Annotated in this window: 24 protein-coding genes; 14 read left to right on the top strand and 10 right to left on the bottom strand. The window is 52.1% G+C overall.

The window, feature by feature from the left end; genetic code table 11:
* Window positions 1-86: 86 nt before the first annotated feature.
* Together NeNHUV3_RS01795 and NeNHUV3_RS01790 are read right to left on the bottom strand one after the other, a co-directional pair.
* Window positions 87-407, bottom strand: coding sequence for a hypothetical protein (locus NeNHUV3_RS01795; RefSeq protein WP_391482113.1), 321 nt, complete (start codon window positions 405-407; stop codon window positions 87-89).
* A gap of 154 nt (window positions 408-561) precedes the next feature.
* Window positions 562-876: a DUF6626 family protein gene (locus tag NeNHUV3_RS01790; protein WP_391482112.1), complete on the bottom strand. Its 315-nt coding sequence runs from the start codon at window positions 874-876 to the stop codon at window positions 562-564.
* Between the two features lie 834 nt (window positions 877-1,710).
* Here NeNHUV3_RS01790 and NeNHUV3_RS01785 point away from each other — a divergent pair.
* Window positions 1,711-2,280: a tyrosine-type recombinase/integrase gene (locus tag NeNHUV3_RS01785; RefSeq protein WP_391482111.1), complete on the top strand. Its 570-nt coding sequence runs from the start codon at window positions 1,711-1,713 to the stop codon at window positions 2,278-2,280.
* On the opposite strand, the gene NeNHUV3_RS01780 is transcribed toward NeNHUV3_RS01785, so the two are convergent.
* Both NeNHUV3_RS01780 and guaA read right to left on the bottom strand, forming a co-directional pair.
* Window positions 2,277-3,512: a tyrosine-type recombinase/integrase gene (locus NeNHUV3_RS01780; RefSeq protein WP_391482110.1), complete on the bottom strand. Its 1,236-nt coding sequence runs from the start codon at window positions 3,510-3,512 to the stop codon at window positions 2,277-2,279. The two genes, NeNHUV3_RS01785 and NeNHUV3_RS01780, sit on opposite strands and share 4 nt — an antisense overlap.
* A gap of 163 nt (window positions 3,513-3,675) precedes the next feature.
* Entirely contained in the window at window positions 3,676-5,241 is a 1,566-nt protein-coding gene (guaA, locus tag NeNHUV3_RS01775; RefSeq protein WP_391482109.1) for a glutamine-hydrolyzing GMP synthase, read from the bottom strand.
* A 136-nt stretch (window positions 5,242-5,377) separates the two neighbouring features.
* Here guaA and NeNHUV3_RS01770 point away from each other — a divergent pair, with 136 nt between their 5' ends.
* The gene (locus NeNHUV3_RS01770; RefSeq protein ID WP_341245607.1) at window positions 5,378-6,925 is read left to right on the top strand and encodes a trimethylamine methyltransferase family protein; all 1,548 of its coding nucleotides are present in this window, start codon (window positions 5,378-5,380) and stop codon (window positions 6,923-6,925) included.
* On the opposite strand, the gene NeNHUV3_RS01765 is transcribed toward NeNHUV3_RS01770, so the two are convergent.
* Window positions 6,880-7,275, bottom strand: coding sequence for a DUF6477 family protein (locus NeNHUV3_RS01765; protein ID WP_391482108.1), 396 nt, complete (start codon window positions 7,273-7,275; stop codon window positions 6,880-6,882). The genes NeNHUV3_RS01770 and NeNHUV3_RS01765 overlap by 46 nt on opposite strands.
* Before the next feature lie 206 nt (window positions 7,276-7,481).
* Between NeNHUV3_RS01765 and NeNHUV3_RS01760 the strand changes: the two genes are divergently transcribed.
* Complete coding sequence (locus tag NeNHUV3_RS01760) at window positions 7,482-8,561, top strand: DUF6456 domain-containing protein (RefSeq protein WP_391482107.1); 1,080 nt, start codon at window positions 7,482-7,484, stop codon at window positions 8,559-8,561.
* A gap of 102 nt (window positions 8,562-8,663) precedes the next feature.
* Window positions 8,664-9,626: a lipoyl synthase gene (gene lipA / locus NeNHUV3_RS01755; RefSeq protein ID WP_048597568.1), complete on the top strand. Its 963-nt coding sequence runs from the start codon at window positions 8,664-8,666 to the stop codon at window positions 9,624-9,626.
* 15 nt (window positions 9,627-9,641) lie between these two features.
* Here lipA and hpt read toward each other — a convergent pair whose 3' ends face one another.
* Window positions 9,642-10,178 (bottom strand): hypoxanthine phosphoribosyltransferase, encoded by a 537-nt coding sequence (gene hpt, locus NeNHUV3_RS01750; RefSeq protein WP_391482106.1) that lies wholly within the window; start codon window positions 10,176-10,178, stop codon window positions 9,642-9,644.
* Window positions 10,179-10,251: 73 nt separating this feature from the next.
* On the opposite strand from hpt, the gene NeNHUV3_RS01745 reads away from it, so the two are divergent.
* On the top strand, window positions 10,252-10,698 hold the full coding sequence (locus tag NeNHUV3_RS01745) for a type II toxin-antitoxin system RatA family toxin (protein ID WP_391482105.1): 447 nt from the start codon (window positions 10,252-10,254) through the stop codon (window positions 10,696-10,698).
* A gap of 59 nt (window positions 10,699-10,757) precedes the next feature.
* Here the strand turns inward: NeNHUV3_RS01745 and NeNHUV3_RS01740 are convergent, their stop codons facing one another.
* The 4 genes from NeNHUV3_RS01740 to NeNHUV3_RS01725 form a co-directional block, all read right to left on the bottom strand.
* Window positions 10,758-11,939 carry an ammonium transporter gene (locus NeNHUV3_RS01740; protein ID WP_391482104.1) on the bottom strand — a complete coding sequence of 394 codons (1,182 nt, stop codon included), beginning with the start codon at window positions 11,937-11,939 and terminating at the stop codon, window positions 10,758-10,760.
* Between the two features lie 163 nt (window positions 11,940-12,102).
* Window positions 12,103-12,588, bottom strand: coding sequence for a CinA family protein (locus NeNHUV3_RS01735; protein ID WP_391482103.1), 486 nt, complete (start codon window positions 12,586-12,588; stop codon window positions 12,103-12,105).
* The gene (locus NeNHUV3_RS01730; RefSeq protein WP_391482102.1) at window positions 12,578-13,069 is read right to left on the bottom strand and encodes a phosphatidylglycerophosphatase A; all 492 of its coding nucleotides are present in this window, start codon (window positions 13,067-13,069) and stop codon (window positions 12,578-12,580) included. The genes NeNHUV3_RS01735 and NeNHUV3_RS01730 overlap by 11 nt, the downstream gene beginning before the upstream one ends.
* Window positions 13,066-14,235 (bottom strand): bifunctional 2-C-methyl-D-erythritol 4-phosphate cytidylyltransferase/2-C-methyl-D-erythritol 2,4-cyclodiphosphate synthase, encoded by a 1,170-nt coding sequence (locus NeNHUV3_RS01725; RefSeq protein ID WP_391482101.1) that lies wholly within the window; start codon window positions 14,233-14,235, stop codon window positions 13,066-13,068. The genes NeNHUV3_RS01730 and NeNHUV3_RS01725 overlap by 4 nt, the downstream gene beginning before the upstream one ends.
* Window positions 14,236-14,390: 155 nt before the next feature.
* Between NeNHUV3_RS01725 and dusB the strand changes: the two genes are divergently transcribed.
* From dusB to hflX, 9 genes are all read left to right on the top strand, one after another.
* Window positions 14,391-15,392 (top strand): tRNA dihydrouridine synthase DusB, encoded by a 1,002-nt coding sequence (gene dusB / locus NeNHUV3_RS01720; RefSeq protein WP_391482100.1) that lies wholly within the window; start codon window positions 14,391-14,393, stop codon window positions 15,390-15,392.
* A 2-nt stretch (window positions 15,393-15,394) separates the two neighbouring features.
* Window positions 15,395-16,468, top strand: coding sequence for a nitrogen regulation protein NR(II) (locus NeNHUV3_RS01715; RefSeq protein ID WP_048597560.1), 1,074 nt, complete (start codon window positions 15,395-15,397; stop codon window positions 16,466-16,468).
* A gap of 36 nt (window positions 16,469-16,504) precedes the next feature.
* Window positions 16,505-17,869 (top strand): response regulator, encoded by a 1,365-nt coding sequence (locus NeNHUV3_RS01710; RefSeq protein WP_391482099.1) that lies wholly within the window; start codon window positions 16,505-16,507, stop codon window positions 17,867-17,869.
* Window positions 17,870-17,941: 72 nt separating this feature from the next.
* Entirely contained in the window at window positions 17,942-20,164 is a 2,223-nt protein-coding gene (locus NeNHUV3_RS01705) for an ATP-binding protein (protein ID WP_391482098.1), read from the top strand.
* A gap of 31 nt (window positions 20,165-20,195) precedes the next feature.
* Window positions 20,196-21,611, top strand: coding sequence for a sigma-54-dependent transcriptional regulator (locus tag NeNHUV3_RS01700; protein WP_391482097.1), 1,416 nt, complete (start codon window positions 20,196-20,198; stop codon window positions 21,609-21,611).
* Window positions 21,612-21,668: 57 nt separating this feature from the next.
* Complete coding sequence (gene trkA, locus NeNHUV3_RS01695) at window positions 21,669-23,045, top strand: Trk system potassium transporter TrkA (RefSeq protein WP_391482095.1); 1,377 nt, start codon at window positions 21,669-21,671, stop codon at window positions 23,043-23,045.
* A complete protein-coding gene (locus NeNHUV3_RS01690; protein WP_391482094.1) occupies window positions 23,045-24,565 on the top strand; it encodes a TrkH family potassium uptake protein in 1,521 nt (506 codons plus the stop codon). Before trkA ends, NeNHUV3_RS01690 begins: the two co-directional genes overlap by 1 nt.
* A gap of 138 nt (window positions 24,566-24,703) precedes the next feature.
* Window positions 24,704-24,940 (top strand): RNA chaperone Hfq, encoded by a 237-nt coding sequence (gene hfq, locus NeNHUV3_RS01685; RefSeq protein ID WP_048597554.1) that lies wholly within the window; start codon window positions 24,704-24,706, stop codon window positions 24,938-24,940.
* Between the two features lie 12 nt (window positions 24,941-24,952).
* The gene (gene hflX, locus NeNHUV3_RS01680; RefSeq protein WP_391482092.1) at window positions 24,953-26,239 is read left to right on the top strand and encodes a GTPase HflX; all 1,287 of its coding nucleotides are present in this window, start codon (window positions 24,953-24,955) and stop codon (window positions 26,237-26,239) included.
* Window positions 26,240-26,276 lie beyond the last annotated feature (37 nt).

The following is a 26,276-nucleotide window of genomic DNA, read 5'->3' as shown; positions in this document are numbered from 1 at the left end:
TTTGGACAGCGTCTCACTATGCCAGTCAGTCGTACTGTCAACCTTACAGTCAAACAGCTACAAACCATGTACTTTTGACTGGTTTCCTAACGCTTTTTTCTGTCGTCTTGTTGATTTGCTAACGGTGGTTGTGGACGAATAGGTGTGAAGTCTGTTCGTTCTGTGTCTTTTGGTGTCGTCTGTTGCTGTGGTTGTTGCGTGACTATCTTTGTCTTTGGAACAGCGACAGTACGTGTGACTGTCTTTGTTTCTGGTTTTGCCATCTTTTTAGCAAGTGCTACCACACTGCTGCTTGTGCCTAGCATCAATTCAAGTGCTGCCCACTTTGTCTCGTCGTCTACTCGTTCAATCTCACCACGTATCGCGTTCAATGCTTGCTGTATGTCTTGTAAAGCGCTCTTGTTCATACTGTTATTTAGCAACTAGTGATGAGTACCGAGTGTATTTCTTCACCTCACTTCTGTAAGTACTTCACCGCAGAAGACCGCTGCACGAAATTTTCACGCTTAAAGCCCAATTTCGGATGACGAGATTGTTGACGTGAAGCTACAGTACTAGTTGTCAAACCCTCACCTCGTCTTTCCACCACCCCACAGCATCTGTATTAATCTGCTTGTGACACTGTTCGCTCAGTTCAATAAAACGCTTGCCAAGCTGCGTATGCTGTTCTGTCGCCGTCATACAGCGTCCGTAGTGCTGTAATTTGCTCGCACATATAGCTAATGTACCCACACTTGGTTTAACACGCTTAAAACGTAGCGTGCGCATGTAGCATTCGCTTCTGCATAACCAATCTTTACTAAATTCGCTTTCGCTTCTCACAGCGCCAATCTGCTGCAATAACTCAAATACATCGTTTAGTACCGTCTTCTGCATCAATCATTCCTCCGTTGATAAATAACTACATGCACAGCTAGTTACTGTGTATTTACCAACAGAACATTAAGTGTAGGAAAAACGTGCAATTTACAGAACGACTTAAATTAGACGGTGCAAAGTGGGTACGTAGTCAGAACTTTTGGCTATTTGGTACTGCTACGTTCAAAGACGGCAGTCACATATATGATAACGATGCTATATCTGACGCTAAGCACTTCTTCAACATGCTTGATAGGCAGATACTGGAACGCAAAGACACATCACAAGGCAAACGACTTGATAGGCTAGTTTTCTTAGAACATGGACGCTTAGGCGCAAATACGCACATACACTTTTTCATCAAAGGCACACACCTAAGGCAATACAAGACTATAAAGCAATATGCACCAAAGATTTGGCAAGAACGGGTAGCAAAGGCACGCAATCTAATACTCAAAGACAATATTGGACTTGATGACACTCGCAGCGAATACTGTTGGAAGGAGATTAAATCTTTTCAACGTGACGTTCTGCTAACTGAGTGCTGTCACTTGTCAAAGTCTTAGCAATACTCAAACCTAACAAAGGCGATGCTTATACTCGGTTTGTCTGCTTGGATGTAACTGCTGCACGTTTAGACGTGGTGGCTTGTTATCGTTATGACTAATCAATCAACTCAAACTAATCACACTAGAAACAACACAAAGAAACATAAGAAAACAACGAATAACTTACATTTCTACGTAAGTCTTTGAAGTATGGAAGGAATTAACATAGCACTTATTGGTTGCTCAAATAGAACATCAGAAATTACGCTATATGCACGAAAACATTACATTTAGGCGGTGGCATATGGCACAAGCAAAGACACTTAATAAAACAGAACTCAAGCAGCTGCTAGACGTAACAAATTCGTGCAGTCGTTATCCACTGCGTGACACTACGATGCTGTTGTTTACGCATTTATGTGGTTTACGTGTTGGTGAAGTAGCCACACTGCGATTTGATGACGTGCTTGATTCAAACGACACGGTACGAGACGAAATGACACTTGATGCTGTACGTACCAAGTCCAAACGAGCACGTAAGATATTTCTACCCAAACAGATGCAACATCAGCTACAAGCATACGTTAGAAGCGTTGCTAAGCGCCCACAGCACGGTTATTTGTTTTCTACGCAAAAGAGTGCGCGATTTGGTGCAAACACTGCGACACAGCATCTACAACGCTTGTATGCACGTGCTGGAATTGCTGGCGCTACGTCACACAGTGGCAGACGTACTTGGTTAACAACCTTAAGCCAAAAGGGAGTTAGCGTGTTTGTGCTGGCAGATATGGCTGGACATCGTAGCATTCAGACAACACAGAGATACGTAACAGTTAACGACGAGATGAAGCGCAACGCTGCTGAGTTGATTTAGAGAACTTCAATAGTGCCATCCTCTCTTCGTCTGTAGTCAGCTACAGCGTTAGTCAAACGTATTTCATCGTTAAGGTGGTAATAAGTCTTTTCAATCTGCGCCACGCTTGTGCCACACATATCTGCTATCTGTCTAAACGTTAATCCACTCATAATACGCTGTGTAATCATAAAGTGACGTAGGCTGTAAGGGACTAAGTCACGCACTTCTCTATCAGTAATATCAGCTAACTCAATTATCTTGTGCCAGTGGTAAAGCAGCGTACGCTTGCTTAGTTCATTCTCATTGTCGACTGTAAAGATTAACTCGTCAGCACTCTTAGGCTTAGCGATTTCACGTAAGCGTTCAAAGTACTGTCCATTACGACACAAGAAAGTACGACTAGTACGTACTTTACTTGTCTCAGCACGAACGTGGATACGTGCTAGCTTCTGTTCTTCGCCATTTACTTTGTGCTGTTCTATCTGCACGTCACTCCAACGTAGCTGTCGCTGTTCACCAACACGTAAACCACTGTTAGCTGCGATTAGAACGTAGTTCTGCACGATTTTTCGCACTCTTAGTTCTGCGTCATCTAGCTTGTTGAGTTTGGCAGTGTAGGTACGCATAGCACGATACAGTGCTTCGTATTCGTCATTAGTCAGCGTTGCACGACGAATAGCTTCATTGCCTTTATCCAAGCGTGGTAGCTTCTTAAAGTCGAAGCCATCTATGTGTGTTTCGCCGTTCTTGTGCAGCCACTTCATCAGCGCATTAATTGTGCTTTGTTCGTTCTGCACAGTGACTTGTTTGACGTTGCCATTAGTGGCTTTGTGACGATGGTAGAAGTAGTTTTCGCAGTCAGTGCGTTCTAGTTCTTTCAGCTTAGTATCTTTACCAATGAAGCTAAGAAAGTGCTGTAGATGCGTTGCGATTGTTGTGTGTCGTCCTTTGACTATGTGTCCAAGTTCAACGTCACGCATACGGAACGACAAGTACTTCTCCACACCCTCTTTTGTGGTGATTGAAAAGTAGCTTTTGCCTTGTTGCAGATTAGCGTAAATCTCTAAGTACGCAGCTTTACCCTTTTCTATTGCAGTAGCTTCACTGCGTGTGCGTAGGCTTTTACGTGCGTATTTGTTTTCTTTTGGCAACCACATACGAAACTGCCAATACTCACCTCGCTTGTAGATACAAGCTTCGTCAAATATTGCTATTTCGCCTTCAGCAAATTGCTGTTTCTTCAGTGCCAAATCTTAGTCTCTGAGTTACTACGAGTTTCAGTAGTCACACGTTTGTGCAACATTTTGTGTAACTGTATGAAAAAAGACTAAGGAAATCAACGACTGATTTGTGACTGTGAAAGTAATGTGTAAGTAATAAATTTTGATAAATCAATGACTTGCACTAGAAAAACTACTCCCATTCAATTGTTCCCGGAGGCTTGGAGGTAATATCGTAGGTCACGCGGTTGATGCCTTTGATTTCGTTGATAATCCGTGTCGCCGTTTCACCAAGAAATTCATGGCTAAACGGGTAGTAGTCGGCGGTCATGCCGTCGACAGACGTTACTGCCCGCAACGCGCAGGCGAAGTCATATGTCCGCCCGTCGCCCATGACGCCCACGGTTCGAACGGGCAGGATCGCGACAAACGCTTGCCATATCTCATCATAAAGGCCGTGTTTGCGGATCTGGTCGATGTAGACCGCATCGGCTTCACGCAAGATTTCAAGCTTTTCGCGGGTGATTTCGCCGGGACAACGGATGGCAAGGCCTGGCCCCGGGAAGGGGTGACGGCCGATAAAGCTTTTAGGCAAACCAAGTTCGGCACCAAGTGCGCGGACTTCGTCTTTGAACAACTCGCGAAGTGGTTCGACCAGCTTGAGGCCCATCTTTTCGGGAAGGCCCCCAACATTGTGGTGCGATTTGATCGTCACGCTTGGGCCGCCACTAAATGAGACGCTTTCAATCACATCCGGATAGAGCGTTCCTTGGGCCAGAAATTCTGCGCCCTCAATGCTGTCTGCGTGTTTCTGAAACACATCGATAAACAGCTTTCCAATAATTTTTCTTTTGGTTTCAGGGTCACTTACACCGTCAAGTTCACCTAAAAACAGTTCCTGTTCATCGGCGTGGATGAGCTTCATGTTGTAGTTGTCGCGGAACATGGTCACGACTTCTTCGGCCTCACCTTTGCGCAAGAGCCCGTGATCAACAAAAACACATGTCAACTGATCCCCGATAGCCTCATGCAGCAAAACGGCCGCGACAGAACTGTCCACACCGCCGGACAAACCGCAAATTACGTTCTTATCGCCAACTTGCTCTCTGATCGCGGCAATGGCTTGTTCGCGGTACGCGCCCATTGTCCAGTCGCCGGTGAAGCCCGCCATTTCAACGAAGTTTTTGTAGAGAGCCGCTCCGTTGGGAGTATGGTGAACCTCGGGGTGAAATTGAACCGCGTAAAAATTACGCGATAAATCTGCCGTAATTGCAAAAGGCGCATTAGGCGATGTGCCGTAGACATCAAAGCCCGGGGCAATGGCGGACACGTGATCACCGTGGCTCATCCAGACTTGCTCTTTGCCCTCGGCAAACCACCCCTCAAGCAACTTGAGACGGGTGTCCGCGGGGGTTACAAATGCGCGGCCAAACTCGGCAGTTCCGTGACCAGTGTCAACTCTGCCGCCCAACATGTGCATCATGACTTGTTGACCGTAGCAAATGCCAAGGATCGGCACACCCATGTCGAACACAGAGGCCGGCGGGCGCGGCGAGCCTTCGCGGGTTACACTGTCCGGTCCCCCTGACAAAATGACCGCTTTTGGCTCGAAATCCGCCAAAAAGCTGTCCGTCACGTTCTGATAGGGGTGAATTTCGCAATACACACTGAGCTCGCGCAGGCGGCGGGCGATCAGTTGCGTAACTTGGCTGCCAAAGTCAATGATGAGAAGGCGTTCGTGGGGCATGTTCTGAGTCATGGACGTTGATTATGCGCGAGTTGTGTCTGTGGCAAGAGAACATGTCGTTTTTACGCCAGAAGGGGCGGATATGGTGGCGGCGAACATCTGTCCGCGCACTAGGTTACCGCTCAAACGAACACAAAAGGGGCTCAAAATGTCTGATACAGCAACAACTACACGCCGTGCACGTGGTGGCGGAGGCGCTGCGCGACGTGCGGCGCGGACGGCTGTCTCATTTGATACGGCCAAGTATATCGAGCGTAACATCCCTAATTTTGAACTTTTGAGTGACGAAGCGCTTAGCATCATCGAGGAAAACGCGGAAACCTTGCTTGAAGAAGTAGGGGTGGCGTTTGTTGATTCCCCTGAAAGCCTTGAGCGTTGGAAGGCTGCTGGCGCATCCGTTGACGGCGAACGCGTTCGGATACCGCGTGGATTGGCCCGTAAGCTATGCAGCACTGCGCCCTCGAAGTTCACCCAACACGCCCGCAACCCCGAGCGTAACGTTGAGATTGGCGGCAATACCCTAGTGACGGCACCTGTCTACGGCCCTCCGTTCGTGCGCGACAAAGATGGCGGCCGCCGCTACGCAACGATGGATGACTTCGTTAAATTCGTGAAACTTGGCTATATGTCGAAATGGCTTCACCACTCTGGCGGTACGGTTTGTGAGCCAACAGATGTGCCTGTGAACAAGCGCCACCTCGATATGCTACTTACGCATATGCTGTACTCGGATAAGCCGTTCATGGGGTCCGTGACCGAACCGAGCCGTGCGCAAGACAGTGTTGAGATGTGTGAAATTCTGTTTGGCAAAGAGTTTGTCCAAGAGAACACAGTGATGACGTCGCTCATCAACATTAACAGCCCCATGACGTTCGATTCGATAATGATGGGGGCGCTTGAAGTCTACGCCAAGAATAACCAAGCCTGCATTATTTCACCGTTCATCGTGGGCGGCGCCATGGCGCCAGTGTCTGTCATGGGCACGTTGACGCAGGTTTTGGCCGAAGTGATGGCCGGTATTGCCTACAGCCAGATCATCCGCCCCGGTGCGCCAGTTATTTTCGGCACATTTGTGACATCGATCGACATGAACTCGGGCGCGCCCACATTTGGCACCCCTGAAGCAAGCCAGATTTTGTACGGCGCAGGCCAACTTGCCCGCCGCATGGGGCTTCCGTTCCGATCGGGTGGCGGGCTTTGTGCCTCAAAGCTCCCCGATGCGCAGGCGGCTTATGAGACAGCAAACACGCTGAACGCAGCGCTGATGGGCGGTGTTAACTTTATGCTCCACTCATGCGGTTGGCTCGAAGGTGGCCTTGTTGCATCATTCGAGAAATTCGTGATGGACGCAGATCAGCTCGGGACGTTGCACAAAATGGCCGCAGGTGTGGCCCATGATGAAAACGCCCAAGCAATGGGGGCGATCCGTGAAGTAGGCCCCGGCGGTCACTATCTTGGGTGCGACCACACGCAAGAGAATTTCAAATCCGCGTTCTGGAAGTCCGATGTGTTTGACTACCGTCCGTTCGAAACATGGGATGAGGACGGCGCGAAAGACACCCAATATCTTGCATCGCAACGGGTTACAAAGATGCTGAGCGACTACCAGCAGCCGCAGATCAACCCCGAGATCAAGACTGCCTTGGAGGCCTATGTGGCTGAGAAAAAGGCATCCATGCCTGACGCGTTTATGTAGGCTTTTGTGTTAACCAATTTGAGGCGGTCTTCGCAGACTGTTTCTTTATTCTGAACAATGGCCGCCTCAATCAAGAGCGCGGCCATTATCATGACATGGCGCGATGGTTGGTAATTTGCGTTATGCGCTTTGCGCTGTTCGTTGAGTTGTTCTTCTGCTGCCATGAGGCGGGCAAATGCTTTTTCGCCAGTCACAGCAGGCTCGTTTTTCAAAAGCTCAGAGAGTAGTTTTTCACGATTACAAAGGTTTTTTGCGTTTCTTGCTGCGGCCAAAAGCAATTTGGGGCGTTTGATGCGGCTGAGTGTTCGTAGGGCTTGGGTCATAATGGTCTCCATGATCGTAACAGTCATTCAATTTACTAAACTATCATCACACAACCTATCCGGGTGTTGCGTGGAGAATTTATGAGCGCGCGGACCTCTTACCAATTGTTATCAATTTGGAAACAATAATCGAATTGTGGCGATTTTGTTAACGCCTCGGTAATGTTTACACGCTTAAGTTGCATTGCCCTGTGGGTAAATCAGTGGATAGTTTTTGTATAAGGGGAAAGCAAATGTCTAGTGTTACCGTTTCCAAGGTTTCAGGCGCGTTGTTGCAGTCGCTGCCCGATTGGGTGCCGCAATCTGCCCGCAACTACATTCTACACACCGAAAAAGGGTGTTCGATTAGAGAGCTTGCCCGTGATTTGGGCTGCCACGCGTCTACTGTAAGCCGTCAGGTCAAGCGGCTTGAGCGCCGCCGCGAAGACATATTAGTGGACGAGGCGCTGCGGACATTGGGTGCGACGGGGCAGGGTGTGGCGCCAACTGGGCCTTCGGGTCAAAAATCTGCCGACATTGCAGTGCGCGTTGCGGAGGCTGACATCTGTACCGACGAAGCGACAGTGAACCGTGAGGCGCGCCGCATTTTGCGCCGTTTGGTTGAGGCGGGTGCCGTTTTGGCTGTGGCCCGTGACATGGAAAAAGCCGTTGTGGTGCGCACCGGCGCGGACGGGCAAACCACCAGAACGGCGACTTTGGACCGTCCTGTCGCAAATGCAATGGCGCTAAAAGACTGGATTTCGTGCATCACACCTTCACGTATTTCGCGTTACTCTATTACGTGTGCGGGCCGTGCGGCGTTGAAGATGCTGATTGAGGTCGGTGATGATGCAAAGCTAAGCGCGCGGACCGTAACGCAGGTTCATACGTCTGAGACAACTGACCCTCGTCCGGCGCGCTATTCTCTTCGCGAAAGCCCGCTTGTGGTTTTGTCGCGGCGCAAAAGCAAAGACGGTGAGGCGTTCTTATCTGATGAACATGTGTCCGCCGGCGAGCGTCTTCGTGAAGATTTTGAGCTGGCACAGATCGATGTGGGCGCAAATTTTGACTGGCAAGCAGCATTAAGGGCACCAGAAGAACCTACGGCCATAAGTGATGCCCAAAAACGTGTGTTCGCCGCACTCAATGATCTTGGGCCCGGTCTTGGGGATGTTGTGCTGCGCACGTGTTGCTACCTTGAGGGTCTGGAAGCGGCCGAGCGTCGCATGGGGTGGGCTGCGCGTTCTGGCAAAGTGGTATTGCGCATCGCCTTAGAGCGGCTCAAGCGCCATTATGCAGATGTTTACGGCGCACACGGGCGTTTTGTGGGATAGGCTGCCATTCGGTAAACACATAGCAGACAACACCGCGCACCCCCTAGGCATTGGCAAATTGAAGGGCTATATCTCAAATATCTTGATAATTGAGGTAGCTTCATGGCCACGCCCCGCGATCTGAAAATTCCTGCACAGCGCCACCCTGAAAAGCAGCGCCGTGCAGACGCTCCGCAGCCGAAAAAACCGGATTGGATTCGGGTTAAGGCGCCTGTCGGTGAGGGCTACAAGAAAACCCATGAAATTATGCGTGAGCACAAGCTGGTAACCGTTTGTGAAGAAGCTGGTTGTCCCAATGCTGGTGAGTGCTGGAACCAAGGTCACGCCACGATGATGATCATGGGGCAGGTATGTACGCGCGCTTGTACTTTCTGCAACATTGCAACGGGTAAGCCGCCAGAAGCGCTTGATGTGTTTGAACCGGGCCGTGTCGCGGATGCGGTGAAAAAGCTTGGCCTAAACCACGTCGTCATCACTTCCGTTGACCGTGATGATATCGAAGACGGCGGGGCAGAACACTTTGCACAGACAATCCGTGCGATCCGGCGTCAATCACCCAAAACAACGATCGAAATCCTAACGCCAGATTTTATTCGCTGTGATGACAGTGCTTTAGAAGTGGTTGTTAATGCAAAACCTGACGTGTTTAATCATAACCTAGAGACTGTTCCCGGACTTTACCCCGAAGTTCGCCCTGGCGCGCGGTATTTCCATTCGCTGCGTCTATTGCAACGTGTCAAAGAGCTTGATCCGACGATCTTTACCAAGTCGGGTATCATGGTTGGTTTGGGTGAAGACAAGCAAGCGGTCGTTCAAGTGATGGAAGATATGCGCGCGGCTGACATCGATTTCTTGACGATCGGTCAGTACCTCCAGCCAACGCCGAAACACCACGCTGTTGATCGTTTCGTCACACCGGATGAATTCGCATCGTATGAAAAAGCAGCGTATAACAAGGGCTTTTTGATGGTTTCATCAACGCCGCTGACACGATCAAGCTATCATGCGGGTGACGATTTTGCGCGTCTGAAAGCAGCACGTGATAAACGGTTGGCCGGCGCCTGATCCGGCCATTTTCTATCAATCAGTAAATCGTACTTTGCCAATATGGTTAAGGTTGCGATTTCGTTGTGCGTAATCAATGCCGTACCCAACAACAAACTCGTCTGGGATGGCAAAACCAACCCAGTCCGCTGAAATATCCACCTCGCGGCGGCTTTCTTTGTTCAACAGAACGATGCTTCTCATCTTCGCGGGTTTGCGCGCCTGCAGCAGGCCAATGACGTGCTTCATCGTGTAGCCCGTATCAATCAAATCTTCGACGACCAGCACATGACGCGCTTCGATTGCGCCGCGTAAGTCTTTGAGAATGCGTACCTCGCGGCTGCTCTCCATGCCGTTTCCGTAGCTGCTTGCCTCTAAGAAATCGACTTCCACATCAAGGTTCAGCTCACGCACAAGATCAGCAATGAACACAAAACTGCCGCGCAACAGCCCGACAACCACAAGCTTATCAGCGGTAGCGAATTCTGCCTCAATCTCACGGGCAAGTTCCTCAATGCGGGCAGCAATTGCCTTGGCGGTGATCATTGGATCGATAACATATGGACGCGACATATTGGGTAATCCCCTTGATTTTCGCGCGCGAGCATACGACATCTGGCAGGACTGTCATCAACGAAATTGAATCATGCCGACACATACCGACACAAAAATACTGCCATACACTGCGCAGCAAATGTACGATCTGGTCGCGGATGTGGCGTCCTATCCTCAGTTTTTGCCGTGGTGTGCTGCCGCGCGCATCAGAAGTAGGGCGGACCAAGGGGCATCTGAAGTCATGCTTGCGGATCTGGTCATCAGTTTCAAAGTGTTCCGAGAACGTTTTGGCAGCAAAGTGGTTCTGTATCCGGACGATCAAAAAATTGAGACGACCTACATTGATGGCCCATTCAAATATATGGAATCCACATGGAGTTTCAAAGACGTAGAAGGTGGTGTTGAAGTAACTTTCTTCGTAGATTTCGAATTTAAGAACGCCATTCTTCAAGGCATCATTGGCGTTGTGTTTAACGAGGCGATGCAGCGGATTGTGCGCGCGTTTGAGCGCCGCGCTGATGCACTTTACGGCGGCTAGAATGCAAGCGGCCACCCCGAAGGATGGCCGCTGTTCTGTCTAGCAAGTGGGATGCTAAGTTACGACGTTGTATCGTAGGCCCGCTCACCGTGTACTGCCAAATCAAGGCCGGTCTGCTCTGTTTCTTCATCGACACGCAGCGGGGTGATCGCCTTCACGATGTAAACCAAAGCGATTGTGACTACGGTTGTGAAAACGCCCACGATTGCTAGTGATCCAAGTTGCGCAACCCACGCGCCTTGACCAACCAGCGCAATTACGATTGTGCCGAAAATACCGCCCACACCGTGTACCGCGAACACATCGAGCGTGTCGTCAATCTTGAGCGTGTTGCGGACCAAAACAACGGCCTCTTGGCACAAGATGCCAGCAACGCCGCCGATGCAAAGTGCTGTGACTGGATCAACAAAGCCGGACGCGGGAGTGATCGAAGCCAGCCCTGCGATTGTCCCAGTCACGATCCCGACGAGAGAGGCCTTGCCGAACTTGATCTTCTCCCACAGCGCCCATGACAATGAGGCGGCCGCCGCCGAGATATGCGTGACGGTCAACGCCATCGCGGCGCCTCCATCTGCCGCCAGTTGAGATCCACCGTTGAAGCCGAACCAGCCAACCCAAAGCATTGCCGCGCCGATCATGACGTAGCCCGGGTTGTGCGGAGGCTTGCTTTGCTCTTTGCGCGCGCCAAGCATTACCGCAATGATAAGGGCCGCGAGGCCAGCTGTCTCATGGACCACGATGCCACCAGCGAAGTCGCGGGCACCTGTCTCACCAAAGATGCCGCCGTCCGCCAACATACCGCCACCCCAGATCCAGTGAACCACAGGCGCGTAACAAAGCAGCATCCACAGGCCAGAAAAGAGCAGAACAAAGCCAAAGCCGACACGCTCAACATATGCGCCGACAATCAATGCGGGGGTGATGACCGCAAAGGTCATTTGGAACGCAAAGAACAGAACCTCGGGGATGGTGCCGGCCAAAGTGTCTGCGTCGATGCCGGTAAGGAACATCTTGTCCAAACCGCCCCAATAGCCGCTCGTGCCGTTGCCAAAAGCGATGGAATATCCGAAGGCTAGCCACAATACGCTCATTAAACATGCGATTGCGTAGCAGTGCATAAACACGCTCAAAACGTTGCGCGAACGGACCAAGCCGCCGTAAAATAGTGCCAAACCTGGCAATGTCATAAACAGAACCAGCGCCGTCGCGACGATGATCCAAGCTGTATCTGCCCCTACCATGATACCCTCCTAAGGTGATGCTGAGGTGCAGTAAGCATGGGGGTTACGCCCGATAAAGAGGCAGTGCGTGTATGTCTGTGCTTAAATTATCAGCAGGCTGAGTGTGCGTGTTTACTGTGCGGTAACGCAGCCTGTTTGCTTAATTAATGGGCGAAACGCAAAGCTACTGGCTTTCAAAAAACCGTATCAACATACCAAGCGCATGGTCCCGTGCAGCGCACCGGACATGTGTCCGCCCCAATGCGCCAAACTCAATCGTTTCTGTGAGACACGTGTTCGTTATTTCGTCAAAAAGGGCAAAGCAAACGCGCCCCTCGGGTTTGAAGTCAGAGCCACCTGGCCCCGCAATCCCAGTGATTGAGACACTTGTCCGCGCATCAGATCGCGCCACTGCACCCCGCGCCATTTGCTCGGCTACTTCCATGCTGACGGCACCGTGCTGGGCGAGTGTCTCTGGGGTGACGCCAAGCATTATTTCTTTTGCGCTGTTGGCGTAAGTTGTGAACCCACAAATGACCACATCCGAGCTACCAGCAATTTCCGTAAGCGCTGCACTGACCATGCCACCGGTGCAGCTTTCAGCGGTTGCGATCGTACGATTGACGCGCCGTGCCGTCTCAAGGGTTTTGTTGGCCAGTTCAGAGTGCATGGGCGAACCCCGCCAAAACAATTACCCCAACTGCTGCAAAAATACCGGCGATGACATCATCAAGCATCACGCCCCAATGGTCATGTCGGCGGTCTGCCATGCCGACCAACCAAGGTTTCCAAATGTCAAAAAGGCGAAAGAGGGCAAAAGCAGCGATCCATCCGGGCCAAAGTGCCAGCAGATCAGCGCCCGCAGCATGTGCGCCGATTATAACGGGCAAAAGTGCTATCCATTGGCCAATGACCTCGTCGATCACAATAATAGACGGGTCGTGATCGTCACTTCCTTCAGTCATGATTTTCGTGGCCCAAACGCCTTTCGCAAAACCTACAACCAAAGCGACGCCAAAAAGGATGGGCCCGCCGAGCGTAGCGAGCGCCCACCCAAGCGGAAGGGCGGCAAGCGATCCCCATGTGCCTGGGGCAGGGCGCATGTGGCCGACATAGCCCACGGTACCAATCAAATGAGCGAGTTGTTTCATGGTTTGATCAACGTGGCAGTTGCCAGCGCGGCGATGCCTTCACCACGCCCTGTAAATCCGAGTTTTTCGGACGTGGTCGCCTTTACGCTGACCCGCGTAACGTCGAGCCCCATGATCTCGGCCATTTTCTCACGCATTTGCATCGCAACTGGCCCGATCTTTGGAAATTCACAGACCAACGTGCAGTCAACGTTTGAGATAGTATACCCGCGCTCCGTCGCGCGGCTAACGGCGTGGCGCAAAAAGATGTCAGAGGCGGCACCTTTCCATTGCGCCTCACTTGGCGGGAAATGCTGTCCGATATCCCCGTCCGCAAGGGCGCCGTAAATCGCATCGGTCACGGCATGCATACCTACGTCCGCATCCGAATGACCTTGCAATGCACGATCAAAAGGCACTTCAACGCCGCATAGAATTACATGATCACCGTCACCAAAGCGGTGTACATCGTAGCCATTGCCAACGCGAATATCCATGGCAGCCTGTCCTTTCAAAATACGTGCGGCGCGGGCAAAATCTTCGGGCGTCGTCACTTTTATATTGTCTTCTGAACCGGGAACAATCTGAACCGGTATATTTGCCGCGCGGGCAATTTCCACATCGTCAGCCGCATCACCTTTATGGGCAAGATGGGCCTCTAAGAGGGGGGCAAGGTGAAACCCTTGGGGTGTCTGCGCGCGCATTAATTTGCTGCGATCTTGTGTGCCGGACACCTGTCCGTGGTCATGTGTCCAAAGCGCGTCGGTGACCTGAAGGCCCGGTGCAGCACCTTTGGCGGTGTTAAGTGCGGCAATCACTTTATCAATCACAGTATCTGAGATACACGGGCGCGCTACATCATGGATTAGAACCTGATCAAAGCCTTGTTTTTGCGCTTCTTTTAGTCCGCATAGAACAGATGCATTCCGGGTTTCACCACCTGCAGTACGCGTGATCCCATCGAATGAGATACCCTTGATGTCACGGTCAATATCATCTTGATGAAGCACCAGAATGATAGTGGATAGGTGTCCGCAGGCGCGAAAGCGGTCAAGTGTCCATGCTGCAATCGGACGACCTGCAACATACTGCCATTGCTTTGGAATATCACCACCGGCACGGGTTCCACGGCCAGCTGCGACAATAATCGCAGCGGTCTTTGCTTTTGTGTCGTGGGTAGGTGTCATGGGAACAGGATGTATCAATCTTTACGGGTGATACAACTGAAATGGCGCACATTGGAATTGCAGAAATGATTAAAATATAGGCAACATACATTTTTTGGCTAATTTATGTGCAGTTTAGCATTGTAAGCGCTCTGGGGATCGCTAGGCATAGATGAATGAACACCTCAGCCGACCGATCAACACCACTCAGTCTTCCGAACCCGCCGGTTATGCTTGCCCCGCTGGCAGGCATTACGGACTTGCCGTTTCGAAAGCTTGTGAGCAAATTTGGGGCTGGCCGCGTTGTCAGCGAAATGGTTGCGTCACAAGAGCTGCTGAGCAGTCGTCCTGGCACGCGCGAAAAAGCAGAGCTTGGTGCCGAGGTTGAAAATACGGCAGTTCAGCTCGCGGGCCGTGATCCTGAATGGATGGCTGAGGCTGCGCGTCAGGTTGCCGACATGGGCGCAAAAATTATCGACATCAACATGGGTTGCCCCGCAAAAAAGGTCACCAGCGGGTATTCTGGCAGTGCCTTGATGCGCGATTTGGACCATGCGCTTAAACTAATTGATGCAGTGGTCGAGGCCGTGAATTTACCGGTGACGCTAAAGACGCGCCTTGGTTGGGACGAAAACCTGCTTAACGCGCCCGAGCTGGCGGTGCGTGCTGAACAAGCGGGCGTGCAGCAGATCGTCATTCACGGTCGCACCCGCTGTCAGTTCTATAAAGGTGCCGCGGATTGGTCGGCGATCGGCCGGGTTAAGAATGCGGTGAATATTCCCGTCATCGCGAACGGCGATATTACGGATGCACAAACAGCGCGCAACGCGCTTGATCAATCAGGGGCCGACGGTGTCATGATCGGCCGCGGTGCGCAGGGCCGCCCGTGGGTTCTGGCCGAAGTTGCCCATGCGATTTACGGCGATCAATCTGCCATTGGTGCGCCGGATGTTCCAAGCGGTGCTGATCTGTGTGATCTGGTCTCAGGCCATTTTGAAGACATGCTGGCGTTCTACGGAAGCTCTCTTGGGGGGCGCGTGGCACGTAAACATTTAGGCTGGTACATGGATTTTGCGCAAACGCCAGCAGCACTTCGTCGCGAAGTTCTGACTGCGGATCCAAGTGTCGTATTGACCCTTTTGCCGCTTGTCTTGCAACAGTATCAGGAGGCCGCGTAACAATGGACCGCGCACTTTGGATATCGCTTCCGTCGCCTGTCGTTCTGATCGGTGCTGATGATTGTGTGATCGATATGAACCCGGCGGGCGAAAGCTTTCTGAATGTATCTTGCAAGTCGCTGATCGGGAAGTCGCTCTGGGATACGGTTCTACGCGCGGCACCGATGGAAGGCGCGATGCAAAAGGCACGCAGCAGCCATTCAACCCTTTATATCAACGACGTCATTGTTGGGGACGCGGGAAAAGGCGGCATGGCGTATAATATTCAGGTGGCGCCGCTTCAAGGAACGGAAGGCGGCATGATTATGCTGATGTCGCCGCGTGAATTAACCACGCGCATTGACACATCGCGGACATCCCATTCTGCAGCGCGGTCTGCGATTGGCATGTCCGAAATGCTCGCCCATGAGATTAAAAACCCCCTCGCTGGCATAACTGGTGCGGCGCAACTTTTGTCCATGAACCTGTCAAACGGGGACAGGGAAATGACGGACCTCATTGTTGAGGAAACCCGCCGGATTGTGAAGTTGCTTGATCAAGTTGAGATGTTCGGGAACCTTCAACCGCCTGAGCAGAAAGTGGTTAATATTCACGACGTTCTGAACCGTGCTCGGCGGTCGGCGCTGGTCGGATTTGGCGCGCATATGACAATCGCTGAGCACTATGACCCATCGCTGCCATCGACCCTTGGTGACGCGGATCAATTGCTGCAGGTCATTCAGAATTTGCTCAAAAATGCCTCGGAGGCGGCGGACCGCCGTGGGGGGCATATCGATATTCGAACTTATTACGAGCACTCTTTGAGAGTGCGGCGCGCCGATGGTGAACATGCCCCGCTGCCGCTTCAGATTGAGATTATTGATGACGGGCCTGGCCTTCCGCCCGAGTTGGAAAATGACATTTTTGAACCCTTTGTATCGGGTAAAGAAAACGGGACGGGACTTGGGCTGGCGTTGGTTGCGAAGATCGTGGCTGACCACCATGGCTGGCTGCGGGTTGAGAGTGAACCCGGCAAGACGATGTTCCGGATTAGCCTGCCGCGTGCGCCCAAACATATGAAAGACCATACTGAATGACTGACCGCCAACTTATTGTTTTGAGGACTTATTAATATGGATGGCACTGTTCTTGTTGCTGATGATGATCGCACAATTCGAACCGTTTTGACTCAGGCACTGACCCGCGCAGGATGTAAAGTGCACGCGACCGCCAGCATGGTAACGTTGCTCCGATGGGTGGAAGAAGGGAAGGGCGATTTGGTCGTTTCGGACGTGGTTATGCCCGATGGTAATGGCCTTGATGCGCTACCCCATATCACCAAAGCGCGGCCCAATTTGCCGGTGATCATCATCTCGGCACAGAACACAATAATGACCGCAATTCAGGCCACTGAGAAAGACGCCTACGACTATCTCCCCAAGCCATTCGACTTGCCCGATCTGATGAAGCGCTGTGCGAAGGCGCTTGAGGCGAAGCGGAAAAGCCCTGCGGTTTCGCAGCCGCCTGTGAAGGACGAGGATGAGTTGCCTCTGGTCGGGCGGACTGTCGCAATGCAGGCGCTTTATAGGTTAATTGCGCGGGTGATGAACACTGATCTGTCGGTGCTAATTTTGGGTGAAAGTGGCACGGGTAAATCGCTTGTAGCACGCGCAATCCATGATTTTTCTGACCGCCGGAGCCTTCCTTTTGTTGTTGTTGGCGAGCGTGATTTAGAAGGTGTTGACGGTCCGGCGAATGTGTTGTCGCGGGTACGCGGTGGTACGCTTGTCTTTGACGAAATTGCAGATCTCAGTCTTGAGGCGCAAGCGCGGGTGGTGCGCATGTTGGATAGCATGCCGGAACCTGCGCCGCGGGTTATGGCCGCTAATCAGTCAGGTCTTGCAGAGCGTACAGAGCAGGGTTTGTTCCGAGAAGATTTATTCTATCGGCTGTCTGGCGTCACACTTTCTGTGCCGCCGTTACGTGAACGCGTGGAAGACATTGAACTTCTCGCGGCGCATTTTTTGAGCCGTTCTGACCGGAGTGGCGGGCATGCAAAGTTTTTCTCTGACGAGGCGATGGACTTACTCCGCAACTATAGCTGGCCCGGAAACGTGCGCCAATTTGAACATGCCATCAAGCGCTTGGTCGTCACTGTCGCAGAAGAGCAAATCACCGAAGCACAAGTTGAAACCATGCTTCGCAACCAGCCAGCCGTTAGCACAACGCTGCGCGCAGGTGAGGGTGAAAAACTGTCAGCATCGGTCTTTAAACATCTAAGACGATACTTTGATCTGCACGGTGGAGAGCTGCCGCCCGATGGGCTTTACGGTCGAATTTTGCGCGAAATTGAGATGCCGCTGATCGAGATCGCGCTTGATGCGACCGGCGGGAATCAAGCTAAATGTGCCGATCTTCTTGGCATCAACCGCAATACCTTGCGAAAAAAGATCACTGACCTCGATATTGAGGTGACACGCCGACGCAAATTGATGTAAATACATCACATAAGCGTGGCCAAATGGTCGCATAGCGCCTGTTAAGGGCGTGCAAGGCTAGGGTGAGACGAGATGAGGCTACGTGCGGACCGCAGGTTTTGGGATCGGCTAAGCCGATTTTACCGGCGCCGTAGTACCCGCAGCGCGTTTACCGTTCTTGTCGTAGCACTCGGTCCCATACTCGCGATTGCGACTTTCACCGTTCTTGGCCCATTGCAAGATCAAGCTGTTGGGAACAGTCTTCGGCTCGTGCTGTTGGCAGACCTCGTCTATGCGCTGGTCGTGGCGACCATGGTTGCTAGTCGTGTCGCGCAAATGATTGCAGCACGGCGTGCTAAGTCTGCGGGATCGCGGCTGCATTTAAGGTTAACGGGTGTTTTCGCCCTTGTTGCGCTTCTTCCAACCATTCTTGTGGCGATTTTTGCGGGCCTTACAGTGAACGTAGGGCTTGAGGGCTGGTTCTCTGATCGGGTGCGCGGTGTAGTTGGGGCCTCATTAACGGCAGCGCAGGCCTATGAAACTGAACAGCGCGAAGACCTAATTCGGGATGCGCAGATACTCGCGCGCTTCTTGAATGTGTCGCAGCGGGACGGTGTGTTAAGTGATGCAGAGCTCCGTCTTGTATTGGGTCAAGTGCAGCCGACCATCCAAAACCCGTTGGCCGAGGCGTTTATTATCGATGGGAACGCTGAAATCCGCGCGCGCGGTGCCGGCAGTTACTTGTTCAACTATGAAGAACCTGCCGAACAGTTCTTCGGTGAAGCGCGTGATAACGGCGTTGCAGTGATTGAGGATTGGGGCCGTGACGAGTTTCGTGCGCTTGTCCCTCTTGCAAATTCACTGGACCGGTTTGTTTATATTAGCCGTGAAGTTGACGGCGCTATTTTGCAGTTGCTTGATGACACCCAACAAAGTGCCAAGTTGTACCAACAATTAGAACAGGACCGTGGGCGCCTTTTGTTTGAATTTGGTCTTCTTTATCTTGGGTTTGCTGTCATCTTGATCCTTGCAGCGATTTGGTTGGGCCTTTGGTTTGCAGAGCGTCTTGCACGGCCCGTTGGTAGGTTGGCTGGTGCTGCGCGTCGGGTAGGCATGGGGGACCTTGATGTTGTCGTGCGCGAAGAGCGCGGTGACGATGAGATTTCGATGCTAAGCCGGTATTTCAACCAGATGACGCGGCAGCTTAAGCAACAACGCGACACGCTCCTCGACAGTACCCGCCAGATTGAGCGGCGCCGTCGTTTGTTTGATAGTGTGCTATCGTCTGTTACGTCTGGCGTGGTTGGGCTTGATGCTGGTGGTCATGTGTCATTTGTAAATAAATCGGCAGAACGACTGCTTAGACTTGATCCTGATCTGGAGGCACGGGTCATTTCAGAGGCTGTGCCAGAGTTTGAGCAGCTTTTCGACGATGTAACAGCGAACAATAACAAGGTAGTACAGGCAGAAGTTAAGGTCACACGAAATGGTGTGATGGAAAGCCTTCTTGTGCGAATTGCCCCCCGTATCGGAAGCGACGGCACCGAAGGATATGTAATTTCGTTCGACGATGTGACCGACCTAGTCAGCGCACAGCGGATGGCTGCTTGGGGGGACGTCGCGCGCAGGATTGCGCACGAGATCAAGAACCCGCTGACCCCAATTCAGCTAAGTGCCGAGCGGATTAAACGTAAGTTTGGCCGCGAAGTTGAAGACGCGGAAGCGCTGGAGCAAATGACCGGTGTGATTGTGAGGCAGACAGGTGATTTGAGGCGGATCGTCGATGAGTTCTCAAAATTTGCGCGTATGCCAGAACCGCAGCGGCGCGAGGAGGATTTGTCACAAATTCTACGCGATGCGGTGACGCTGCAATCTGCAAGTGGCTTGAAGATCACTGCGGATATCCCACAAGTTCCGATTTGGGCCGATATAGATTCAACAATGGTAGGTCAGGCGCTGACAAACCTTATTAAGAACGCTTCAGAGGCTATTGAAAGCTATGAGGAAAAATTTGGTGTGCGGCCTCGAAACCCAGAAGTATCGGTCAGCCTAACGACCGTTGACCATGCGGTGCAAATTATGATCTCGGATAATGGTATTGGGTTGCCAGTTGATCGCAGCAAGCTGTTTGAGCCCTATGTTACGACCCGAGACAAAGGTACTGGCTTGGGGCTACCTATCGTTAAAAAGATCATCGAAGAACATGGCGGTTCCCTGTCATTGGAAGACGCAGAGCCGATGGGCGGTAATACCCACAGCGGGGCGTCTGCGATTGTGACGCTGCCCATTTCACCTATGAAAAACCAGATAAAATGATGCACAAAAGACAGCACGGAGCGAGGTTGGCATGAGCCATATTTTGATCACAGATGACGAGCGAGATATCCGCGAATTGGTGGGGGATATTCTGAAAGACGAGGGATTTGAGGTGAAGCTTGCAGGCACCTCAACCGAGTGCATTGCCTCTATCAAAGACGAAGTGCCCGCGCTGATGATCCTCGATATTTGGCTTAAAGACAGTGACATGGACGGAATTGATATTCTGAAAACTGTCAAGCGAGAGCACCCTGAAGTGCCCGTTGTCATCATATCGGGGCATGGAAATATTGAGATTGCAGTCGCAGCCATTAAACAGGGCGCTTACGATTTCATTGAAAAACCGTTCAACATCGATCAACTGATGGTCGTGATTACGCGCGCTATGGAAACGTCGCGGCTTCGTCGTGAGAATGTGGCTTTGAAGAGGACGGGTGGTCAATCGGCGCCAATGATCGGTCATTCTGCGGCGTTCAAGACCCTTCGAAGCCAGTTAGATAAAGTGACTAATTCTAACGGGCGCGTGATGCTGACTGGTCCTGCCGGCGCGGGTAAAGACGTCGCGGCACGCTATATCCATGCACAGTCGCCGCGGTCAGATGCTCCTTTTGTGACAGTTAATTCTGCGGGGGTTGATCCCGAACACATGGAAGAAATCTTGTTCGGCCGTGAGACCAGCAAAGGTCCCGAGCCCGGACTTTTAGAGCAAGCAAGCGGCGGCGTCATTTATTTTGACGAAGTCGTTGATATGCCTCTTGGCACGCAGTCCAAGATCTTGCGCGTTTTGGTTGATCAACAATTCGTTCGGGTTGGCGGTGCGGAGAAAGTGAAAGTCGATCTTCGTGTAATTTCCAGTTCCAATCGCGACTTGGAGAAAGCAATTGCAGATGGTGCGTTCCGCGAAGAGCTGTATCACCGTCTGAATGTTGTACCCGTAACGGTGCCTGGCCTTGATGAGCGCCGCGAAGACATCCCTGTGTTGGCGGCACATTTCATCGAACAGCTGCATCAGAGCCAAGGGTTGCCGCTGCGCGAATTAACTCAAGAGGCCGAGACGCGCCTTCAAACCATGAACTGGCGCGGCAATGTTCGTCAGTTGAAAAACGTGATTGAGCGGGTTTTGATTTTGGGCGACGACACTGGTCCCATTGATGTGGCAGATTTGCCAAACGATGATGCGGGCGCGGGGGGCGATGATGCGGTTGTTGTGCCAAGTGCGTTGGCTGCTTTGCCGCTCCGTGAGGCCCGTGAACTGTTTGAGCGCGAGTATTTGCTGGCGCAAATTAACCGTTTTGGGGGCAATATCAGCCGTACAGCTACGTTTGTTGGTATGGAGAGGTCCGCTTTGCACCGCAAGCTGAAGACGCTGGGTGTGGTGACAAGCTCGAAAGGTGGCGCGCGCGTTGCCGAAGTGTTTGATGATACTGCCGACGCGCAGAACAATTGACCTAAAGCGCGCCGCGTGTCACCCACACAGAACCACGATGAGTGTTAGGGAAGCCCCATGAAGGTCATTATTTGCGGCGCAGGACAAGTTGGCTGGCAGATTGCGCGCCATTTGGCATCTGAAAACAACGATGTGACAGTTGTAGACAATAATGCCGAACTTGTTCGCCGAGCGACAGAAACCCTTGATGTTCAAGGCGTTGCCGGCTTTGCAAGTTATCCTGATGTTCTTGAGCGTGCGGGTGCGCGCGACGCTGATATGGTGATCGCCGCGACCCATTCGGATGAGGTCAACATGGTGACCTGTCAGGTGGCGCATTCGGTGTTTGAGGTGCCACGCAAAATCGCGCGCCTGCGTGCCCAGTCTTATCTTGATGCGATTTACTCTGATCTCTACCGCCGTGATCACCTGCCGATTGACGTGGTAATCAGCCCTGAGCGCGAAGTGGCCCAAGCTGCTTTGCTACGCCTTTCAAGCCCAACTGCTTTTGACACAGAGTTTTTCCTCGACAACAAAGCCCAGCTTTTGGGGCTGACCATTGGTGAAGATTGTCCTGTTATCAACACGCCGCTACGTCAGTTGACAGACCTGTTTTCAACGCTGCGTGCCCTTGTTGTGGGCATTCGCCGCGAGGGTGTCTTGTTCAAACCCGAGGCCGGTGATCAGATTTTTGCAGGTGACGAGTGCTATATTTTTGCAGACGTCGCGGACGTGTCGCGGACCCTTGAGATTTTTGGCAAAAAGGCCCGTAAACAAGAGCGGGTTGTTCTGATTGGTGGTGGTAATGTTGGGTTGGCGGTTGCCAAAGCCCTTGAAGAGCAACGCCACCGTATCCGTGCAAAAGTAATCGAGAAAAACCGTGCATGTGCCGAACGGGCGGCCGATGCGCTGGAAAAAACGATTGTCTTGCACGGTGATGGTTTGGATCGTAATCTACTGCGTGAAGCTAACATCGACAGCGCCGATGCGGTTTTGGCCGTAACCGACGATGACAAGACTAACATTTTGGCCGCTGTGCGCGCCAAAAATAACGGCTGTCCCATGGCGATTTGTTTGATCAATGACCCCACGTTGGTCCCGCTTTTGGCCCCTTTGAAGATTGACGCCTATATCAACCCGCGCGCAACCACAGTTAGCTCTATTTTGCGCCACGTGCGGCAAGGTCGCGTGCGTCATGTTTACTCGGTTGGTGATGCTGAGGCGGAAGTGATCGAGGCGCAGGTACTTTCAACCAGTCAGCTTGCTGGTCGCAAGATTAGCGAGATTGATCTGCCAGAAGGTGTGATGGTTGCGGGGCTGTTAAAAGGCGGAAAGCTGATCAAACCGGTAGGTGCGACGCGTATCGATGAGGGCGATGTCGTGGCGCTATTTGCCATGTCGGCTGATGTGGCCGAGGTGGAGCGGCTCTTGCAGGTTTCCATCGACTTTTTCTGATGCGCGCACAGATTGAACAATATCCACTGTTTGTCGTTTTGCTGGCGATCAGCGGGATGGCGATGATCATTCCGGCCGTCGCAGGTTATCTTAGCCGCGATTTATTTGAAGCACGGGTGTTTCTGTACACGGGCATCCTACAGATGTTTTTCGTCGCGATGATCGCAATTGCATCACGGCGTGAAGGGCGGGGCGTTTCAGCCCGCGCGCAGCTTTTAACTCTTGTTGCGGCGTTTACAATTCTGCCCGCAGTGCTGGCATTTCCGTTTTATGAGGCCTTGCGCACGACCACTTTTACCAACGCCTATTTCGAAATGGTGTCCCATTTCACAACAACTGGCGCGACTGTTTTTGATGTGCCTGAACGCCTATCCGTGCCGCTTCATCTGTGGCGGGCGTTGGTTGCATGGTCTGGCGGTTTGTTCGTTTGGATCACGGCCGTTGCTTTGCTGGCACCGCTCAATCTGGGCGGCTTTGAGGTGTCATCCACACCGCGTGCGGGGCAACGCTCGGCCACGTATTCGCAATTCAGCAAAACAACTGCGCCATCTAAACGGCTTGTGCGTCACTCGATTTATCTGACCCCAATTTATACGGGCCTGACCGCGCTTATGTGGTTGTTACAAGTGATCGCGGGTGAGGACGCCTTTACCGCGCTGATCCACGCAATGGGTCTTATTTCAACCAGCGGAGTTTCTGCCGTCGGCGGATTAACAGGCGGTTCGGGCAGCATAATCGCAGAAGCCGTTTTGTTGCTATTTATGGTTTTTGCTTTCACGCGGCTCACGTTTTCAAACGACTTTAGCGCCCAACAAGCCGGCACGCTGCGGCGCGATCCTGAAATGCGCATCGCCCTTTCGGTCATCATCATTGTGCCAAGCTTGCTTTTCCTGCGTCACTGGTTTGGGGCCTTTGAAGTAAACGACGAAGAAAACTGGCTGGCGGCGCTTCATGCAATCTGGGGGTCCGTTTTCACTGTGGCGTCGTTCCTAAGTACGACTGGCTATGAGAGCGTCCATTGGTCATCCGCGCAAGATTGGTCAGGCCTCACCGCTCCGGGCATGATTTTGCTGGGGCTTGCGTTGATGGGCGGCGGCGTTGCAACAACTGCGGGTGGTGTGAAATTGATGCGTGTTTATGCGCTTTATCAACACGGGCTGCGCGAAATGGGACGTTTGGTTCATCCAAGTTCCGTTGGCGGGGCAGGAGGTATGGGGCGGCATATTCGCCGCGAAGGGGCGTTTATCGCATGGATTTTCTTCATGACGTTTGTGCTGTCGTTTGCATTGGTCATGACGCTTTTGTCCCTAACGGGGCTGCCGTTTGAGATTTCCATGGTGCTATCCGTTGCAGCGCTTTCAACCACGGGGCCACTTTCGGAATTGGCCTTGGCGGAACCAATTGCTTTGGCGGCCCTAACAGATGCAGCCAAGTACATCTTATGTGCGGCGATGGTTCTGGGACGTTTGGAGACTTTGGCCCTCATCGCTCTTTTCAATCCTGAATTTTGGCGAAAATAACCATACATCCGGATTTTGGAGTGTGTGCGGCAAATACGTCATATTTAGGGGGTGGAAGTTTTGCCTGTGAACCTACATAAATGAGGTAACCCCGGCACGGGGAGAGATCGATAAACGATCCGGCAAAAAGGACCACAACTGATGGCTGACAAGCAGAACTTGCAAGACGCATTCCTGAACCACGTACGTAAAACGAAGGTTCCATTGACTATTTTCTTGATTAACGGCGTTAAATTGCAGGGCGTTATCACATGGTTTGATAATTTCTGCGTTCTTTTGCGCCGCGATGGTCAGTCGCAGCTGGTGTACAAGCAAGCCATTTCAACGGTCATGCCTTCCACACCAATCAGCCTTTATGACGGTGAAGAGCCGTAAGGCCAGCCGCACGTGAGCACTGAACATTTCGAGACCGAAACGCCCAACACCCGGGCGTGGGTGATCCATCCTGACATAAAAAGCGACCGCGATCGGCGCGAGGCTAATGATGCTTTGGCTGAAGCAATTGCTTTGGGCGAAGCTTTGCCAAACCTTGATGTGGAAGGCGGGACAGTTGTCTCGCTTCCCAAAGTTCATGCGGGCATGCTTTTTGGTAAAGGTAAGATCGAAGAGCTGCGCGTAATCTTCAAAGATAATGACATCGAGCTGGTCTTGGTCGACGGTCCCGTTACGCCCGTTCAGCAGCGTAACCTCGAAAAAGCATGGGGCGTGAAACTGCTTGATCGCACGGGTCTTATCCTTGAGATTTTCAGCGATCGTGCGCGCACTCGTGAAGGTGTTTTGCAAGTTGAGATGGCGCATTTGGCCTATCAACGTACCCGTCTGGTCCGCGCTTGGACCCACCTTGAGCGCCAAAGGGGTGGTCTGGGCTTTGTTGGTGGTCCCGGCGAGACACAGATCGAAGCGGACCGCCGCGCCATCGATGATCAAATGGGGCGCTTGCGTAAACAGCTTGAAAAAGTGGTTAAAACCCGCGCGCTTCACCGTGCGGCACGTGCAAAAGTACCGTTCCCTGTTGTTGCTTTGGTCGGCTACACAAACGCGGGGAAATCGACCCTCTTCAATCGGGTAACCGGTGCGGATGTATTCGCCAAAGACATGCTCTTTGCGACGCTTGACCCCACGATGCGCCGGCTGGAAATCGAAGACGGTCCAGAGATTATTTTGTCCGACACTGTGGGCTTTATCTCTGATTTGCCAACGCAGCTTGTTGCTGCTTTCCGCGCGACCCTTGAGGAAGTATTGGACGCCGACCTGATTTTGCATGTGCGTGACATCAGCCATCCCGAAACAGAAAATCAGGCACGCGATGTCATGACCATTCTGGCTGATCTGGGCGTTGCCGAGACTGCGCCGATGATTGAGGTCTGGAACAAAATTGATTTGCTAGATGACAGCGCGCGCGATGGGGCAATTGAGACTGCATCGCGTTCGGACACGTTGCACGTTGTATCTGCGCTTACGGGACATGGCTTGGATGATCTTCTAGCGGCTGTTTCACAAACCCTGACACCGGACCTTCATATTGAGACCCTGAATGTTCCATACGCCAACGGCAAAGGCCGCGCGTGGCTGTTTGAAGAGGGTGTGATTGAGGAAGAAAGCGCCGATGAAACCGGCTATATCTTTAAGGTAAAATGGACTGCGCGGCAGGCCAAGAAGTTCCGCAATTTATAAGCATATCAGACGCTTACGTTACTTACTTGATGTGGCG

The sequence above is a fragment of the Nereida sp. NH-UV-3 genome (assembly GCF_042939535.1).
Classification (GTDB): Bacteria; Pseudomonadota; Alphaproteobacteria; order Rhodobacterales; family Rhodobacteraceae; genus Nereida; species Nereida ignava.
Note: the sequence above shows the minus strand (reverse complement) of the source record. Positions and strands in the feature narration are given on the sequence as shown.

Coding starts and splice junctions, on each gene's coding strand:
- NeNHUV3_RS01785 (WP_391482111.1), top strand. CDS start 1,711: ATGGCACAAGCAAAGACACTTAATAAAACAGAACTCAAGCAGCTGCTA.
- NeNHUV3_RS01705 (WP_391482098.1), top strand. CDS start 17,942: ATGAGGCTACGTGCGGACCGCAGGTTTTGGGATCGGCTAAGCCGATTT.
- NeNHUV3_RS01710 (WP_391482099.1), top strand. CDS start 16,505: ATGGATGGCACTGTTCTTGTTGCTGATGATGATCGCACAATTCGAACC.
- NeNHUV3_RS01690 (WP_391482094.1), top strand. CDS start 23,045: ATGCGCGCACAGATTGAACAATATCCACTGTTTGTCGTTTTGCTGGCG.
- NeNHUV3_RS01795 (WP_391482113.1), bottom strand. CDS start 407: ATGAACAAGAGCGCTTTACAAGACATACAGCAAGCATTGAACGCGATA.
- NeNHUV3_RS01725 (WP_391482101.1), bottom strand. CDS start 14,235: ATGACACCTACCCACGACACAAAAGCAAAGACCGCTGCGATTATTGTC.
- NeNHUV3_RS01790 (WP_391482112.1), bottom strand. CDS start 876: ATGCAGAAGACGGTACTAAACGATGTATTTGAGTTATTGCAGCAGATT.
- NeNHUV3_RS01700 (WP_391482097.1), top strand. CDS start 20,196: ATGAGCCATATTTTGATCACAGATGACGAGCGAGATATCCGCGAATTG.
- NeNHUV3_RS01745 (WP_391482105.1), top strand. CDS start 10,252: ATGCCGACACATACCGACACAAAAATACTGCCATACACTGCGCAGCAA.
- lipA (WP_048597568.1), top strand. CDS start 8,664: ATGGCCACGCCCCGCGATCTGAAAATTCCTGCACAGCGCCACCCTGAA.
- NeNHUV3_RS01730 (WP_391482102.1), bottom strand. CDS start 13,069: ATGAAACAACTCGCTCATTTGATTGGTACCGTGGGCTATGTCGGCCAC.
- NeNHUV3_RS01740 (WP_391482104.1), bottom strand. CDS start 11,939: ATGGTAGGGGCAGATACAGCTTGGATCATCGTCGCGACGGCGCTGGTT.
- trkA (WP_391482095.1), top strand. CDS start 21,669: ATGAAGGTCATTATTTGCGGCGCAGGACAAGTTGGCTGGCAGATTGCG.
- NeNHUV3_RS01765 (WP_391482108.1), bottom strand. CDS start 7,275: ATGACTGTTACGATCATGGAGACCATTATGACCCAAGCCCTACGAACA.
- hpt (WP_391482106.1), bottom strand. CDS start 10,178: ATGTCGCGTCCATATGTTATCGATCCAATGATCACCGCCAAGGCAATT.
- NeNHUV3_RS01735 (WP_391482103.1), bottom strand. CDS start 12,588: ATGCACTCTGAACTGGCCAACAAAACCCTTGAGACGGCACGGCGCGTC.
- guaA (WP_391482109.1), bottom strand. CDS start 5,241: ATGACTCAGAACATGCCCCACGAACGCCTTCTCATCATTGACTTTGGC.
- dusB (WP_391482100.1), top strand. CDS start 14,391: ATGAACACCTCAGCCGACCGATCAACACCACTCAGTCTTCCGAACCCG.
- NeNHUV3_RS01770 (WP_341245607.1), top strand. CDS start 5,378: ATGTCTGATACAGCAACAACTACACGCCGTGCACGTGGTGGCGGAGGC.
- NeNHUV3_RS01715 (WP_048597560.1), top strand. CDS start 15,395: ATGGACCGCGCACTTTGGATATCGCTTCCGTCGCCTGTCGTTCTGATC.
- NeNHUV3_RS01760 (WP_391482107.1), top strand. CDS start 7,482: ATGTCTAGTGTTACCGTTTCCAAGGTTTCAGGCGCGTTGTTGCAGTCG.